At 64.6% G+C, this 13,752-nt stretch carries 17 protein-coding genes and 1 pseudogene; 15 read left to right on the top strand and 3 right to left on the bottom strand.

The features are described from left to right. The first annotated feature begins 17 nt into the window (after positions 1-17). The 6 genes from ACN0YF_RS10820 to ACN0YF_RS10845 all read left to right on the top strand — a co-directional run bounded on the left by ACN0YF_RS10820 (position 18) and on the right by ACN0YF_RS10845 (position 4,899). On the top strand, positions 18-905 hold the full coding sequence (locus tag ACN0YF_RS10820) for a LysR family transcriptional regulator (RefSeq protein WP_417494381.1): 888 nt from the start codon (positions 18-20) through the stop codon (positions 903-905). Positions 906-1,009: 104 nt separating this feature from the next. Continuing rightward, positions 1,010-1,993, top strand: a complete 984-nt coding sequence (locus tag ACN0YF_RS10825; protein WP_417494382.1) for a cyclase family protein — start codon at positions 1,010-1,012, stop codon at positions 1,991-1,993. Positions 1,994-2,019: 26 nt separating this feature from the next. Then, on the top strand, positions 2,020-2,643 hold the full coding sequence (gene wrbA, locus ACN0YF_RS10830; RefSeq protein ID WP_417494383.1) for an NAD(P)H:quinone oxidoreductase: 624 nt from the start codon (positions 2,020-2,022) through the stop codon (positions 2,641-2,643). Beyond that, positions 2,640-3,272: a DsbA family oxidoreductase gene (locus ACN0YF_RS10835; protein ID WP_417494384.1), complete on the top strand. Its 633-nt coding sequence runs from the start codon at positions 2,640-2,642 to the stop codon at positions 3,270-3,272. Before wrbA ends, ACN0YF_RS10835 begins: the two co-directional genes overlap by 4 nt. A gap of 23 nt (positions 3,273-3,295) precedes the next feature. Further along, positions 3,296-4,183 carry an EamA family transporter gene (locus ACN0YF_RS10840; protein ID WP_417494385.1) on the top strand — a complete coding sequence of 296 codons (888 nt, stop codon included), beginning with the start codon at positions 3,296-3,298 and terminating at the stop codon, positions 4,181-4,183. Between the two features lie 26 nt (positions 4,184-4,209). After that, a complete protein-coding gene (locus tag ACN0YF_RS10845; protein ID WP_417494386.1) occupies positions 4,210-4,899 on the top strand; it encodes a DUF4386 domain-containing protein in 690 nt (229 codons plus the stop codon). A gap of 64 nt (positions 4,900-4,963) precedes the next feature. Here the strand turns inward: ACN0YF_RS10845 and ACN0YF_RS10850 are convergent. Continuing rightward, positions 4,964-5,422, bottom strand: a pseudogene (locus ACN0YF_RS10850) (type II CAAX prenyl endopeptidase Rce1 family protein); the annotation flags it as partial. A gap of 44 nt (positions 5,423-5,466) precedes the next feature. On the opposite strand from ACN0YF_RS10850, the gene ACN0YF_RS10855 reads away from it, so the two are divergent. Both ACN0YF_RS10855 and ACN0YF_RS10860 read left to right on the top strand, forming a co-directional pair. Further along, positions 5,467-6,654 (top strand): thiolase family protein, encoded by a 1,188-nt coding sequence (locus ACN0YF_RS10855; RefSeq protein ID WP_417494387.1) that lies wholly within the window; start codon positions 5,467-5,469, stop codon positions 6,652-6,654. Between the two features lie 2 nt (positions 6,655-6,656). Beyond that, positions 6,657-7,091: a GNAT family N-acetyltransferase gene (locus ACN0YF_RS10860; protein ID WP_417494388.1), complete on the top strand. Its 435-nt coding sequence runs from the start codon at positions 6,657-6,659 to the stop codon at positions 7,089-7,091. Between the two features lie 17 nt (positions 7,092-7,108). On the opposite strand, the gene ACN0YF_RS10865 is transcribed toward ACN0YF_RS10860, so the two are convergent. Next, positions 7,109-7,588 carry an Lrp/AsnC family transcriptional regulator gene (locus ACN0YF_RS10865; RefSeq protein WP_417483392.1) on the bottom strand — a complete coding sequence of 160 codons (480 nt, stop codon included), beginning with the start codon at positions 7,586-7,588 and terminating at the stop codon, positions 7,109-7,111. A 182-nt stretch (positions 7,589-7,770) separates the two neighbouring features. On the opposite strand from ACN0YF_RS10865, the gene ACN0YF_RS10870 reads away from it, so the two are divergent. From ACN0YF_RS10870 to ACN0YF_RS10900, 7 genes are all read left to right on the top strand, one after another. Continuing rightward, complete coding sequence (locus tag ACN0YF_RS10870) at positions 7,771-9,000, top strand: 3-methyl-2-oxobutanoate dehydrogenase (2-methylpropanoyl-transferring) subunit alpha (RefSeq protein WP_417483391.1); 1,230 nt, start codon at positions 7,771-7,773, stop codon at positions 8,998-9,000. Between the two features lie 3 nt (positions 9,001-9,003). Beyond that, complete coding sequence (locus ACN0YF_RS10875; protein WP_417494389.1) at positions 9,004-10,017, top strand: alpha-ketoacid dehydrogenase subunit beta; 1,014 nt, start codon at positions 9,004-9,006, stop codon at positions 10,015-10,017. 2 nt (positions 10,018-10,019) lie between these two features. Further along, entirely contained in the window at positions 10,020-11,261 is a 1,242-nt protein-coding gene (locus ACN0YF_RS10880) for a dihydrolipoamide acetyltransferase family protein (protein ID WP_417494390.1), read from the top strand. A gap of 88 nt (positions 11,262-11,349) precedes the next feature. After that, entirely contained in the window at positions 11,350-11,598 is a 249-nt protein-coding gene (locus ACN0YF_RS10885) for a hypothetical protein (protein WP_417483388.1), read from the top strand. Positions 11,599-11,664: 66 nt separating this feature from the next. After that, positions 11,665-11,880: a hypothetical protein gene (locus ACN0YF_RS10890; RefSeq protein WP_417483387.1), complete on the top strand. Its 216-nt coding sequence runs from the start codon at positions 11,665-11,667 to the stop codon at positions 11,878-11,880. Positions 11,881-11,960: 80 nt separating this feature from the next. After that, positions 11,961-12,254, top strand: a complete 294-nt coding sequence (locus ACN0YF_RS10895) for a hypothetical protein (RefSeq protein WP_417494391.1) — start codon at positions 11,961-11,963, stop codon at positions 12,252-12,254. 264 nt (positions 12,255-12,518) lie between these two features. Then, a complete protein-coding gene (locus ACN0YF_RS10900; protein WP_417494392.1) occupies positions 12,519-12,815 on the top strand; it encodes a hypothetical protein in 297 nt (98 codons plus the stop codon). A gap of 126 nt (positions 12,816-12,941) precedes the next feature. Here the strand turns inward: ACN0YF_RS10900 and ACN0YF_RS10905 are convergent. Continuing rightward, on the bottom strand, positions 12,942-13,752 hold an 811-nt coding region (locus tag ACN0YF_RS10905), incomplete at its 5' end, for an IS1595 family transposase (protein ID WP_417494393.1).

Consider the following 13,752-nt stretch of genomic DNA (forward strand, 5'->3'; position numbering starts at 1 on the left):
CCGAGTGTCTGCCCGCAATGGACAAGCTTTCCGTCATGCACGCCTACCGCCGCATCGTCGAGCGCGGCAATTTCGCCCGCGCGGCGGAGGATCTTGGCGTTTCGCCGGCGCTTCTGAGCCGCGAGATCAAGCTGCTCGAGGAAAGCCTTGGCAGTGTCCTGCTCACGCGCACGACCCGCTCCATGTCGCTGACCGATGCCGGCCGGCTGTATTATGACGAGGCGATCAGCATTCTCGACGCCGTGACCAAGGTCGAGACGCGCATTCGCGAGGGCACCGGTGCCGTGCGCGGCCATCTCAAGGTCAACGCCCCGGCCTCCTTCGGCCAGACGGTCATTGCCCCCATGCTTCCGGGCTTTCGCGACAGCTATCCGGATCTCTCGCTCACCCTCTCGCTTGATGACCGTGTGGTCGACATGGTCGAGGGCGGGTTTGATGTCTCGATCCGTATCCGCGCCGCCCTGCCGGATTCGGCGCTGGTGGCACGCAAGCTCGGCACGGTGCGGCAGAGGATTTTCGCGGCCCCCGCCTATCTGGAACGGGCCGGCCACCCCAAGGCGCCGCAGGACATTGCGCAGCACGCAGTGATCGGCTTCCTGCTCGCCGATCATCTCACCTCCTGGACCCTGCATGGGCCTTCGGGCACGGACACCGTCGAACTCGACCCCAAGGTCCGGGTCGGCAACAGTCTCGTGCTGCGCGACCTGCTGATCGCGGGGCAGGGCATCGGCACCCTGCCGGACTTTGTCTCGAACGCCCCCGAAGCGCGCGGCGAGCTTGTGCGCGTGCTGCCGGACTGGGAGCTGCCGGCGCCGCAGGTCTTCGCCGTCACCGCCTCGCGGCTCGGGATGGATGCGAAGGTCACGGCCTTTCTCGACCAGTTGCGCGCCGCACTGCGGTCCTGAGATTATTCAACCAGCGTAAAGAATGAAATCAAAGCGGCCCGGTTATTCCCGGCCGCCTGCCGCTGCACGCTCCCGGGCATGTCAAACCTGCCAGGGAGATTTCGATGCAGACCCGACCCTTCTTGCCCCTCGCTCTGGGCCTGGCCCTGTCCCTTCCGGCCGCCGTCGCCGAAACGCCGGCCACGGTCGGAACCAGCCCCTGGGGCCCGGGCGACCAGCTCGGCGCGCTCAATCTGATGACGGAGCGCTCGCGCGCCTCCATCCTGTCCCGGATTACCGGTGGTACCGTTTATGACCTCTCCGTGGAGTATTTCATCGGCATGCCCGGATGGCATGCCGCCGGCGATCCCCGCTACCAGATCTGGATGACCCACACGCCGCGGGGGACGGTGAATGACGACCCCTTGCAGGTGGGCGAGGCGGCCAATCGCCATGTCAGCTACAGCGGCTCGGCGGTCTCGATGTACACCCACACGGGAACCCATATCGACGCGCTGAATCATTTCGGCCTCGATGGCGAGATCTACAATCATTTCAGCGCTGACGCGCATCTCGGCGATACGGGCTGGCAGGTGACGGGTGCCGAAACCATCCCGCCGATCGTGGCGCGGGGCGTGATGATTGATGTCGCCGCCTTCAAGGGTGTCGACATGCTGCCCGCCGGCTACCGTGTGATCCGCGCGGACCTCGAGGGTGCGCTCGCGCGCCAGGGCGTCGAGCTCCAGGCCGGTGATGTCGTGCTGATCCGGACCGGGCGCATGGCGCTCTATGAAGACGCCCGCCGCTATATGGACAACCCGCCGGGCCTCGGGCTCGAGGCCGCCCGTTTCCTCGCCGAGGACTCGCGCGCCATGATCGTCGGGGCCGACAATCTCAGCTTCGAGGTCTTCCCCTCCGAGATCGACGGCAATTACGTGCCCGTCCACACCTATCTGCTGGCGCAGATGGGAGTTCCGATCATGGAGCTCGTCAATCTTGAAGGCCTCGCCGAGGCGCGCCGCTACGAGTTCGCCTTCATCGGCGGTTCGCTGAAGCTGCGCGGCGCCGATGCCGCACCGATGCGGCCGATCGCGCTGCCGATCCAATGATCCCCGAAACAAAAAGGTCCATTCCGATGACCCGGATTCTTGTTCTCTACTATTCCAGCTATGGCCATGTGCGCACCCTCGCACAGGCCGAGGTCGATGGTGCCCGCAGCGTGCCCGGCACCCGGGTCGATCTGCGCCGAGTCCCCGAAACCGTCCCCGAGGAGATCCGGCGCAAGGCGGGCTTCATCGACGACGACACTCTGCTCGCCACGCCCGCTGACCTGGAAAACTATGACGGCATCATCTTCGGCACGCCGACCATGTTCGGCATGATGGCCGGGCAGATGAAGTCCTTCCTCGACCAGGCGGGCGGGCTGTGGGCGCGCAACGCGCTTGTCGGCAAGGTCGCGGCGGTCTTCGCCTCCACCGGCTCGCAGCATGGCGGTCACGAGGCCACCCTGCTCTCCACCCAGATCCCGCTGCAGCATTTCGGCATGCTGATTGCCGGCATGCCCTACACCTTCGCCGGCCAGACCTCGGCGGACGGGATCATTGGCGGTGCGCCCTATGGCGCGGGGACAATCGCCGGGGCCGACGGCTCGCGCGCACCGACACGGATCGACCTCGCCGGTGCCCGCTTCCAGGGCGCGCATGTCGCCCGGATCGCCGCGCGCCTGGCCGGTGTCAGTCTGAAGGAGGACGCGGCGTGACGGCCCCCCTGACCATCGATTTCTTTCATGACGTGGTGTGTTGCTGGTGTTTCAACATCTCGTCGCGGATGCGCAGCCTGGCGGCGGAATTCGAACTCGATATCCGGCACCACACCTTCGTCCTGCAGGCGAGCCGGGCCGAGATGACCGCGCGCTGGGGCGCGCCGGCTCAGGCCCGCGAGACCATTCTCGGGCACTGGTCGGCCTGCCGCCAGGCGAGTGACCGGCCGGAACTCATCGATATCGGGGCGATGCGCGCGGCCCCGTTCGACTATCCCCACGGGATGACGGCGGCATTGGCATGCAAGGCTGCCGAACGGCTTGGCGGGCAGGGTGCCCATTGGGACCTGTTTGACCGGCTGCAGGGCGCGCATCTCGCCGAGGCCCGCAATATCGCCGACCCCGATACCGTGCTCCAGCTGGCCCGCGAGACCGGCCTGGAGGCGGGAGGCTTCGCCCGCTTCTTCAGCGACCCGGCTACCGCCCGCGCCGTCGAGGCCGACCGCCAGCTCGCCCGCGCGCAGCAGATCCGCTCCGTCCCGGCCCTCATCATCCGCGAGACCGGCACCCGCCTCGTCAACGGATCGCGCGATGAACTGGCAGTGCAGCTGCGTCACGCGCTGCGCTGAACCCTGACCAGGAGATGTGGCCCATGTCACGCACCAGAGATATTCTACTGACGGCGCTGGCCCCTGCAGTCTGGGGCAGCAGCTATCTCGTCACGACCGAATTCATGCCCGCCGGCTATCCCGTGACCATCGCGGCACTGCGCGCCCTGCCGGCGGGCCTGTTGCTGCTGGCCGTCACACGCAGCCTGCCGCCGCGCGCCTGGCTCGGGCGGGTCTTCCTGCTGGGCAGTTTCAACTTCGCGCTCTTCTGGGTGCTGCTCTTTGTCGCCGCCTACCGCCTGCCCGGCGGGGTTGCCGCGACGCTGGGCTCGCTGCAGGCGATGATGGTCATCCTCATGGCTCGTGGCTGGCTCGGCACACCGGTGCGGGCGGGGGCCGTTGCTGCGGCGGCGAGCGGCATTCTCGGTGTGGCCTTCCTGCTCATCGGCCCGGAGGCGGCGCTTGATCCGGTCGGGATCGCGGCGGGGGTGGGCGGTGCGGCATCCATGGCGGCGGGCACCGTGCTGAGCCGGAAGTGGCAGCCGCCTGTCCCGGCGCTCAGTTTCACCGCCTGGCAGCTCACTGCCGGGGGGCTGGTGCTGTTGCCGCTGGCCCTCATCCTGGAGCCGCCGCTGCCACCGCCCACCCTCGCCAATCTCGGCGGTCTGGCCTGGCTGGGCCTGATCGGCGCCGCGGCGACCTATGCGATCTGGTTTCGCGGCCTCGCCCGGCTTGACCCTGGCGCAGTTTCCATGCTCGCAATGATGAGCCCGGTGATGGCGGTGATCCTTGGCTGGGCGGCGCTGGGCCAGTCGCTGTCACTGCTGCAGGGGCTCGGTGCAGCCATCGTCCTCGGCTCGGTCTGGGCCGGCCAGCGTGCCAACAATCCCGGCCCGGTCCACACAGTTTCAACCCCGGCAAAGCCTGCCTGACCAGTGCTCAAGAAAGGATATCCCGCGTGGCCCATCTCACCCTGACCCCCGACCTCGCGCGCAGGGCGCGCCTGGCGGGCCTGTTCTACCTCATCATCATTATCGCCGGCCTCGGCGCCGAGCTCGGCCTGCGCGGCCCGCTGATCGATCTTACCGACGCCAATGGCACCGCCGCAGCGATCCTGGCGGCGCCCGGCCAGTTCCGGCTGGCGATCGCGGCCGATCTCGTCATGGCGCTTTGCGATGCGGGGCTGGCGATCCTGCTTTATCTGATCTTCCGCGCGGCCGCGCCGGGGCTGGCGCTCTCGGCCATGGTGTTCCGGCTGATCCAGACCGTTCTGATCGCCGCCAATCTCATGGCCCTGCAGGCGGCATGGCTGATCCTGTCCGGTGCGGGCGGAATGGCCGATGCCCCCGCGCTCGCGCTGGTTTTCCTTGACCTGCACGGCCATGGCTATGATCTCGGCCTGGTCTTCTTCGGCGTCAACAGCGTGATGATGGGTGTGCTGGTCTGGCGCTCAGGCCTGTTCGGGAAGCTGTTTGGTGCGGGGCTGGCGATGGCCGGCCTGGTCTATCTCACCGGCAGCACATTGCGTTTCCTCGCGCCGGAATGGTCGACAGCCTTTGCTCCGGCCTATGCCCTGACGATCCTGGCCGAGACCGCGTTCTGCCTGCGGCTGCTGCTGCAGCGCCGGCCGGCGCGGGAGGCGGTGTGACGGCTGCGGGTCGTCCGCTCCAGCCCCCCGCCAGCCCTTTCCACACCACCACCACGGCCCAGTGCATCGCCACCGCCGGCCAGATCGAGCCGGAGCGGCGCCAGCTGAGCGTGCAGGCAAGGCCGAGCGCTGCGGTGATGGTCAGGAAGGCGGGGTTGGCGAAGACGGGCTGGGCCAGGGGCAGGCCGAGCCAGAGCTGGGCCGGGTGCCAGAGGACGAAGAGGATCAGCGCCAGGCCCGCCCGCCAGCGGCCGCGCCGGCCGGCGATCAGGACCCGGAAGACCATCTCTTCGGCCAGCGCCGGAATGATGATGGCGATCAGCGCGGTGATGATCAGGGCGGGCCAATCGGCGGGCCGTGCAAATGTGAACAGACCGGCGCCGGTGCCAATCACGAGTGCGAAAATCATCAAAACTGTGAGCAGACACAGGGCTTCCAGCCAGGCTCGCCGCCGGGGCCGCGTCCGCAACGCCAATGTTGCATCTGCGAAAAGACTTGACGCGGTGCCGCATGTTTTGATCATGCGCGCCAGAATTACACATGAACCCGCCCCTGAGGAGACTTCAGATGAGTGCAGTTGATGATCCAATCGTCATTGTCGGTATGGCGCGTACCCCTATGGGTGGCCTGCTCGGCGAACTGACGACGCTGTCGGCGAATGAACTCGGCGCCATCGCAGTCAAGGCCGCCATGGAAGAGGCCGGCGTTGCCGGTGAGGATGTCGACCAGATTTTCATGGGCAATGTTCTCGGTGCCGGCCAGGGCCAGGCCCCGGCGCGCCAGGCGGGTATCAAGGCCGGTCTTCCGAAATCGGTCGAGGCGACCACGCTCAACAAGATGTGCGGTTCGGGCATGCAGGCCGCCATCATGGGCCGTTCGGCCCTGCTGGCCGGCGATGCCGATATCATCGTCGCAGGCGGCATGGAATCGATGAGCAATGCGCCGCATCTGCTGCCGACCCATCGCGCCGGCATGAAATACGGCCATGACGTGCTCAAGGATCACATGGCCCAGGACGGTCTGGAAGACGCCTATGAGAAAAAGCCGATGGGCGTCTATGCCGACATGATCGCCCAGGAACACCAGTTCACGCGCGAACAGCAGGATGCCTATGCGCTGGAAACCCTGGCCCGCGCTCAGCGCGCGACCAAGAATGGCGATTTCAAGCGCGAGATCACCCCGGTCACCCTGACCACCCGCAAGGGCGATGTCGTGGTCGACACCGATGAGCTGCCCCGCAAGGCCATGCCGGAGAAGATCCCGTCCCTGCGCCCCGCCTTCGGCAAGGACGGCACCGTCACCGCCGCCAATGCCTCGGGCATCTCCGATGGCGCCGCAGCCCTGGTGCTGATGCGCAAGTCGGAAGCGGAACGCCGCGGTCTCAAGCCGCTTGCCCGCATCGTTGCCACCGCAGCCCATGCCCATGAGCCGGCCTATTTCACCACCGCGCCGGTGCCTGCCATGCGCAAGGCCGTCGAGCGCGCCGGCTGGACGATCGAGGATGTCGATCTGTGGGAAATCAACGAGGCCTTCGCCGTCGTCCCGATGATTGCGATGAAGGAACTCGGCATCAGCCATGACAAGGTCAACGTCAATGGCGGCGCCTGTGCCCTGGGTCACCCGATCGGTGCCTCCGGTGCCCGGGTCATCGTCACCCTGATTGCCGCGCTCGAAAAGCACGGCAAGACCAAGGGCATCGCCTCGCTCTGCATCGGTGGCGGCGAAGCCACCGCTGTGGCGATCGAGCGGCTCTAGCCTTGAAGACCGACAGCGGCCTGGCGGCGGACGGAATCCGGTTTGAGGACCGTCCGCCGCCGGTCGCTGACTTTATCCGGATGCGGGCCGATTGCGGCTGGGGCGAGCTCTCGCCCGCGCTAGCCGGGCCGGCGCTCGATGCCTCCCTGCTCGCCATCACGGCGCTGGACGGTGATGGCCGCATTGCCGGTTTCGTTCGCGCGATCGGCGATCCGCTTTATCTCTATATCCAGGATGCGATCATCGCCCCGGAGCTGCGCGGCAGCGGTCTCGGGAAAGTCATGATGCAGCGTCTGCTCGCGCGTATCGACGCCGAGTTCCCGAATGCCCATGTCATGCTGATGTGTGCCAAGGGGCGCGAACGCTTTTATGCCGGCCTTGGCTTTGAAGCCCGCCCGAGCGAGGGTTTCGGGCCGGGCATGCAGCGATTGCGCTAGAGGCGCAGCGAACCGTCTCAGCCCTGGATATGCCCCAGGGGCAGGCCCTTGCCGTCCTTGATATTGCGCACCTGCACCGAAGTGCGGAAATCGCCGACGATATCGAGCGGGATCATGCGCTCGGAGATGAATTCGTTATAGGCGTCGATATCGGCCATCACCACCTTGACCAGATAGTCGTAGGGGCCGGTCATCATGCAGGCCTCGGTGACTTCCGGAAAGCTCTGGATCGCCTTTTCGAACTTGACGTAATTGGCCTTGCGCGCCGGCGAGATCTTCACTTCCAGATAGGCGGTGAACATCAGGCCGAGGGCGCGGCGGTCGAGCTGGACCGAGCGGCGCTTGATAATGCCTTCGGTCTCGAGCCGGCGAATCCGGCGCCAGCAGGGCGAGGGAGTGAGCCCGACAATTTCGGCGATGTCGGCGACCGAGCGGCCTGCGTCTTCCTGCAGCGCTTCGAGAATGCGGACGTCAATCAGATCAAGGTTGGCGAGCATTTTTCCCTCAATTTCACTATTTGGAGGAAATTAGTCTACATTTCTGCGAAAACAAACCCGGAAATGGCACCTTGTTCCAGTAGTAGACAAGGTAGGCGCTTCCGCGTTAGACGCCCACGCACGCATCCAGTCATGCGCGTGTATTCCCAGGCAAGTCATGCCGATGTTTTCAGCGAGAGCTCATGGCACACACTGATCCCCGATTTCACGTTCCGGCGCCGCATGCGCGTCCCGGCGATACGCCTGACTTCTCCCATATCGAGATCCCGCCGGCCGGCACGGCCCGGCGTCCCGATCCCTCGATTGCGGGACAGGAGACCGTTGATCTTGCGACCGGCCTGATCCGGGTCCTGGACCATAATCACCAGGCCGTCGGCGAATGGGATCCCAAGCTCGACCCCGAGCTGCTGCGCCAGGGCCTGCGCCACATGGTGCTGACCCGCGTCTATGACGAGCGGATGCAGAAGCTGCAGCGCCAGGGCAAGATGAGCTTCTACATGAAATCCATGGGCGAGGAGGCCGTTGCCGTCGCCGCCGCCATGGCGCTCGACAAGGCCGACATGGTGTTCCCCTCCTATCGCCAGCAGGGCATCCTGTTCGCCCGCGGCCGCGATATCGTCGACATGATGTGCCATTGCATCTCCAACAGCCGCGACAATCTCAAGGGCCGCCAGCTGCCGGTGCATTACAGCTGGGCCGAGGGCAATTTCTTCTCGATTTCGGGCAATCTGACGACACAATTCCCGCAGGCCGTCGGCTACGCCATGTCCTGCCAGTACAAGGGCGAAAACCGCATCGCGGCGAGCTGGATCGGCGATGGTTCCACCGCCGAAGGCGATTTCCACGGTGCGCTGACCCTGGCCTCGACCTACCGGGCGCCGGTCATCCTCAATGTCGTGAATAACCAGTGGGCGATCTCGACCTTCCAGGGCATGGCGGCCGGCGAAAGCCAGACCTTTGCCCTCAAGGGGATCGGCTATGGCCTCGCCTCGCTGCGTATTGACGGCAATGATTTCCTCGCCGTCTATGCCGCGACGCAATGGGCGGCCGAGCGCGCCCGCGCCGGTCATGGCGCCACGGTGATCGAGAGCTATACCTATCGCGCCGACGCGCATTCCACCTCCGATGATCCGTCCGGCTACCGTCCCAAGGGCGAGGGCGATGCCTGGCCGCTGGGCGATCCGGTCGAGCGTCTGAAGAACCATCTCATCGGCCTGGGCCAGTGGGATGAGGAGCGCCATGCGGCGCTGGAGAAGGAACTCGATCAGCTCGTGATCGCCTCCTACAAGGAGGCCGAAAGCTTCGGCACGCTGCATGACGGCCCGCTTTCGCCGGTGCAGTCCATGTTCGAGGATGTCTATGCCGAGCCCGACTGGCGCCTGCGCCGTCAACGCCGCGATCTGGGGGTTTAGGCCATGAGCAAGATGAACATGATCCAGGCCCTCAATTCGGCCATGGACAACATGATGGAACGCGACGCCAACGTGCTCACCTTTGGTGAGGATGTCGGCTATTTCGGCGGCGTGTTCCGCGTCACCGCCGGTCTGCAGGAGAAATACGGTCTCGACCGCTGTTTTGACGCGCCGATCAATGAGGCGGCGATTGTCGCCATGGCAATCGGCATGGCGGCCAATGGCCTCAAGCCCGTCGCCGAGATCCAGTTCGCCGACTATATCTTTCCCGGCATTGACCAGATCGTCTCGGAACTGTCGCGGCTGCGCTATCGCACCGCCGGCACATATACCGCACCGGTCGTGATCCGCACCCCGTGTGGTGGCGGTATCCGCGGCGGCCAGACCCATTCGATGAGCCCGGAAGCCTTCTTCACCCAGATCCCGGGCATCCAGGTCGTGATGCCGTCCAATCCCTATGACGCCAAGGGCCTGTTGATCTCCGCGATTGAAAGCCCCGACCCGATCGTCTTCTTCGAGCCGAAACGTCTGTATAATGGCCCCTTTGACGGCGGTGCCGGCAAGGCGCTGGAAGCCTGGGGCAAGCACCCCAAGGGCGAGGTCCCCGAGACGCATTACAGCCTGCCGATCGGCAAGGCCGAGATCGTGCGCGAAGGCGCGGCGATGACGATTGTCACCTATGGCACCCTGGTTCATGTCGCCCTGGCGGCGGCGGAACAGGCGGGCATTGATGCCGAGATCATCGATCTGCGTACCCTGGTCCCCTATGACATCGAGACCATCGCCGCCTCGGTCAACAAGACCGGGCGCTGCATCGTCGCCCAGGAAGCCCCGCGCACCTCGGGCTTCGGCGCCGAGCTGGCGGCCCAGATCCAGGAAGACTGTTTCTTTGCCCTCGAGGCTCCGATCAAGCGCGTCACCGGTTGGGACACCCCCTATCCGCACGCGCATGAATGGTCCTATTTCCCCGGTCCGCAGCGTTTCATCAACGCGATGCGCGAAGTTCTGGAGGCCTGATCATGAGCGAATACCGCTACAAGATGCCCGATGTCGGCGAAGGTATTGTCGAGGCCGAAATCGTTGAATGGCATGTGAAGGTCGGCGACACCGTCACCGAAGACCAGCACGTGCTCGACGTGATGACCGACAAGGCCACCGTCGAGATCCCCTGCGCCGTCAACGGCACCGTCACCAAGCTGGTCGGCGGGCCGGGCGATATTGTCGCTGTGGGCACCGAGATCATGTTCATCGCCGTCGACGGCGCCGTTCCAGCCGAGGACGAAGCCCCCAAGGTTGAGATTGACGAGACCGCGCCCGCACCTGTGGTCGAGACCGCCAAGTCAACGCCGGCGCCCTCCGTCGCCTCGCGCCCGGTTGGCGAGCGCGCTTTGGCGAGCCCGGCCGTGCGCAAGCGCGCCCTGGAAGCTGAAATCGATCTGGCCGCCGTGCCCGGCACCGGCCCGGCCGGCCGCATCACCCATGATGATCTCGATGATTTCATCGCCTCGGGCGGCCGTCTCGTTGCCCATTCCGGCGGCGGTACGAGCCTGCGGGCCCCGCGCACCGGGGTGACCGAGGAAAAGCTGATCGGCCTGCGCCGGCGCATTTCCGAGAACATGTCGCACGCCCAGCGCACCATTCCCTCCATCGCCTATGTCGAGGAAATCGACGTCACGGCGCTGGAAGAATTGCGCGCCCATCTCAATGCGAAGAAGTCCGACGACCAGACCAAGCTGACCTTCATTCCCTTCCTCGTCATGGCCCTGACCAAGGCCCTGCCGGAGACGCCGCAGGCCAATGCCCATTTCGACGGCGAGGCCATGCTGCTGACCAAATATCAGGGTGTGCATTGCGGTATCGCCGCGGCGACGCCCAATGGCCTGATGGTGCCGGTGATCAAGCACGCCGAAGCGCTCGATATCTGGCAGATCGCTGCCGAGCTCGCCCGTCTCGCCGCCGCCGCCAAGGCCGGCAAGGCCTCCAAGGACGAACTCACCGGCTCGACCATCACCATCACCTCGCTCGGCGCCGTTGGCGGCCTGGTCACCACGCCGATCCTCAATGCCCCGGAAGTCGCGATCATCGGCGTCAACAAGATGCAGACCCTGCCGCGCTACAATGCCGAAGGCTCGGTCGTGCCGCGCAAGCTGATGAATCTCTCCTCCTGCTTCGATCACCGCATCGTCGACGGCTATGACGCCGCCATGCTGATCCAGCGGGTCAAGGGTCTGCTGGAGAATCCGGCGACGCTGTTCATGTAGGGTTTGTGCTCCGGACCCTGTCCCGCAGGGGATGCGGCCCGGAGCAATCCCTCATGCCCGACGGCTCTGATCGCGCTAGTTTCGCATCATGAGCCGGAAACCGATCAGTATTCCCCCGGAGCCACGCCGGCAGATCCCGCCGGATCTGGTGCGGGCTGAGCGCGCTGCACTGCAGGTTATTCTGGCCTATGGCCTGGGTTTGCTGCTGCTCGTCGGGGTGGTGGTGGTCCTGTTCTGGGCCGGCGAGCGCTGGCTTCCATGGACCCTCGGACTCTCTTTCCTTGGTTTTGTGGCCGTCACCTTTGCAACGCTGATCCATCTGTCACCCAGGTCCTGACGCCCGGCTTGACCCGTCCGCTGTCATGGGGCTTGATCGGTGCCTGGCCATCATGAAAGCCCGATCATGCCCGCACGCCTTTCCCGCCTCGGCTCCATGCTGCGTAATGGCATCGCCGCCTGGGGCGTCGTCGTCTTCGCGCTGATGTTCTGCCGCAATGATCTCGGCATCGCCTCGCATGACCTGCCGGCGATCATCTTTGGCGGGTTCGGCATTGTGGTGCTGGTGCAGACGGTGCGGGCCTTCCTGCCGGCGGCGGCCGTGAAGGCTGATGCGGGCTAGGGGCCTATCCCCGGTCTTATGTATCAAGCGCACCAAACTGACAGGGTGAATTGAGCGTCCGGCTCGGCTAGATTCCGGGCATGAAAGCTCTACTCACAAAGCGCGATGAATTGCGCGCCACCATCAAGTCCGCCCAGTCCGATCTTCGCGCCATTGAGGCGGCGATCAGGATCATGGGCGGGGAGGCTCCACGCACCCAGCTATTCGCGCGCGGCCAGCTTAAGGCGCTGGTCTGTGACGCTATGCGGGCCGGTGCAGAGGGTAACCGGGCTATCGCCCTGTCCGTAATCGAAACAATGCGCTGGGAAGCCACTGACGAGCGGGTCAGGGACGTTGCCTTGCGCGTTAAGGACGTGACGAAGCGGTTCCGGTAGCATGTTCACCATATGTTGTGAGAACACACCAAGAACGGCGCTACCCGTTGACTCTCCGGGACGCTTACTTCCTAATGCCTAGTTGAGCGTAAAAGTGAAGGCGTCAGGGCTCCTACACCCTGACACCCCCTTTGCCTTTTCGCGTCCGCTCCACGAATGGACCGTGTGCGGACACTCCGGCTGTAACGCCCCGACCATGATGGTTGGGGACTCCGGTGTCAAGCACGGTCCAGTTTAAAAACTGGCCCAAGGAGGCCTGACATAATGGCAATTTTTGCTATCTCATTCCGCGTAAAAGATACCGGCAATCGTCAAGAGCGCTGGCAGAGCATGGTCGATAAGATTCGCGAAATCGCGTCCAAAAGCTGGGACGAAACAACGTCGTTTTTCATTATCGAAGCGAACCGCACAGCCGGGTCTCTCGCGGACGCGATCTATTTTGAAACAGAAATGGCCGCGAGCGACACGCTGCTCGTCGTGAACTTGTCGACCAAGGTCTACGCCAAGCACGGCGAGATAAAGTACCCCAACACGCTGGATAGCCTGATGTCATCCCGCTAGCCAGGCATCCTGTGAAGGTCGATCTCGACACGAAATAATCGTGCTACCAAGAAAACAAGCTCCACTCGGAGACGACGAAATTCGATCATTGTAACCTCTCTGAAGGCCCGGGAAACCGGGCCTTTTTTATGCCGCCCGCTGCCAATAGCCTGCCCACTGACGGCTGACTGGTGAAGCCATTGCCAGCGAGATAACCCGGCCAGCCTGCGCGCCATTGGCAACGCTGCGGTGATCTTCTTTCCAAGCTGCCTCACTGGCGTACTGGTGCAGGTATTGCGGGCTGACCTTGTGGTGCTGGCCACGGATCATGCGGCGCAGGCGAGAGAAGAAGCTCTCGACGTTGTTGGTGTGCTTGCCGTGACGGCTGTACGCCTCGGAATGGTTGATGCGGCCCATAGGGAAGTCACGCACCAGATCATCCCAATGTGCGGCCTCGTCGGCGAAGATCGTTGAACCGGTCGCCACGATACGCGAGGCAATCTGGACGCCTTCCCCTTCGCGCTTTGCGATGAAAGGCAGGGTGCGACCACCACGTTGACGCAGGGCCACCACAACGCGGCGGGTGCCGGTCTGGTGAATAGCTTTGCGGCGGTCCACGCGGTCTTCTTTCAGGTTTGACGGGCGAATGTGGCCACCGATATAGCAGCCGTCGATTTCGACTTCACCGGCCAGCTCAAGGCCACGCATTTCAGCGGCCAGAACTTCGCGCAGCTTGTGCATCACCACGAAGGCCGTCTTGTACTGGACGTCCAGATCGCGGCTCATTTGAAGCGCGCTCATACCTTTGACGCCATTCACAAACAGGCAGATCGCGGCCAGCAGATCGGTGAAGTCCATTTTGCGGCTGGCGAAGATGGTGCCGGACGTAACCGAGAACTGGTGGCCACAGGCCGCGCACTTGAACTTGCGGCGGGTGCTGATGTCGTAAGTCTCGACA

The sequence above is a fragment of the Maricaulis sp. genome (genome assembly GCF_048270265.1).
GTDB lineage: Bacteria > Pseudomonadota > Alphaproteobacteria > Caulobacterales > Maricaulaceae > Maricaulis.

Bases quoted from the DNA above. Each gene is read 5' to 3' on its own strand.
- ACN0YF_RS10880 (WP_417494390.1), top strand. From the start codon at position 10,020: ATGAGCGAATACCGCTACAAGATGCCCGATGTCGGCGAAGGTATTGTC.
- ACN0YF_RS10840 (WP_417494385.1), top strand. From the start codon at position 3,296: ATGTCACGCACCAGAGATATTCTACTGACGGCGCTGGCCCCTGCAGTC.
- ACN0YF_RS10900 (WP_417494392.1), top strand. From the start codon at position 12,519: ATGGCAATTTTTGCTATCTCATTCCGCGTAAAAGATACCGGCAATCGT.
- wrbA (WP_417494383.1), top strand. From the start codon at position 2,020: ATGACCCGGATTCTTGTTCTCTACTATTCCAGCTATGGCCATGTGCGC.
- ACN0YF_RS10825 (WP_417494382.1), top strand. From the start codon at position 1,010: ATGCAGACCCGACCCTTCTTGCCCCTCGCTCTGGGCCTGGCCCTGTCC.
- ACN0YF_RS10870 (WP_417483391.1), top strand. From the start codon at position 7,771: ATGGCACACACTGATCCCCGATTTCACGTTCCGGCGCCGCATGCGCGT.
- ACN0YF_RS10820 (WP_417494381.1), top strand. From the start codon at position 18: ATGGACAAGCTTTCCGTCATGCACGCCTACCGCCGCATCGTCGAGCGC.
- ACN0YF_RS10895 (WP_417494391.1), top strand. From the start codon at position 11,961: ATGAAAGCTCTACTCACAAAGCGCGATGAATTGCGCGCCACCATCAAG.
- ACN0YF_RS10875 (WP_417494389.1), top strand. From the start codon at position 9,004: ATGAGCAAGATGAACATGATCCAGGCCCTCAATTCGGCCATGGACAAC.
- ACN0YF_RS10865 (WP_417483392.1), bottom strand. From the start codon at position 7,588: ATGCTCGCCAACCTTGATCTGATTGACGTCCGCATTCTCGAAGCGCTG.
- ACN0YF_RS10885 (WP_417483388.1), top strand. From the start codon at position 11,350: ATGAGCCGGAAACCGATCAGTATTCCCCCGGAGCCACGCCGGCAGATC.
- ACN0YF_RS10855 (WP_417494387.1), top strand. From the start codon at position 5,467: ATGAGTGCAGTTGATGATCCAATCGTCATTGTCGGTATGGCGCGTACC.
- ACN0YF_RS10890 (WP_417483387.1), top strand. From the start codon at position 11,665: ATGCCCGCACGCCTTTCCCGCCTCGGCTCCATGCTGCGTAATGGCATC.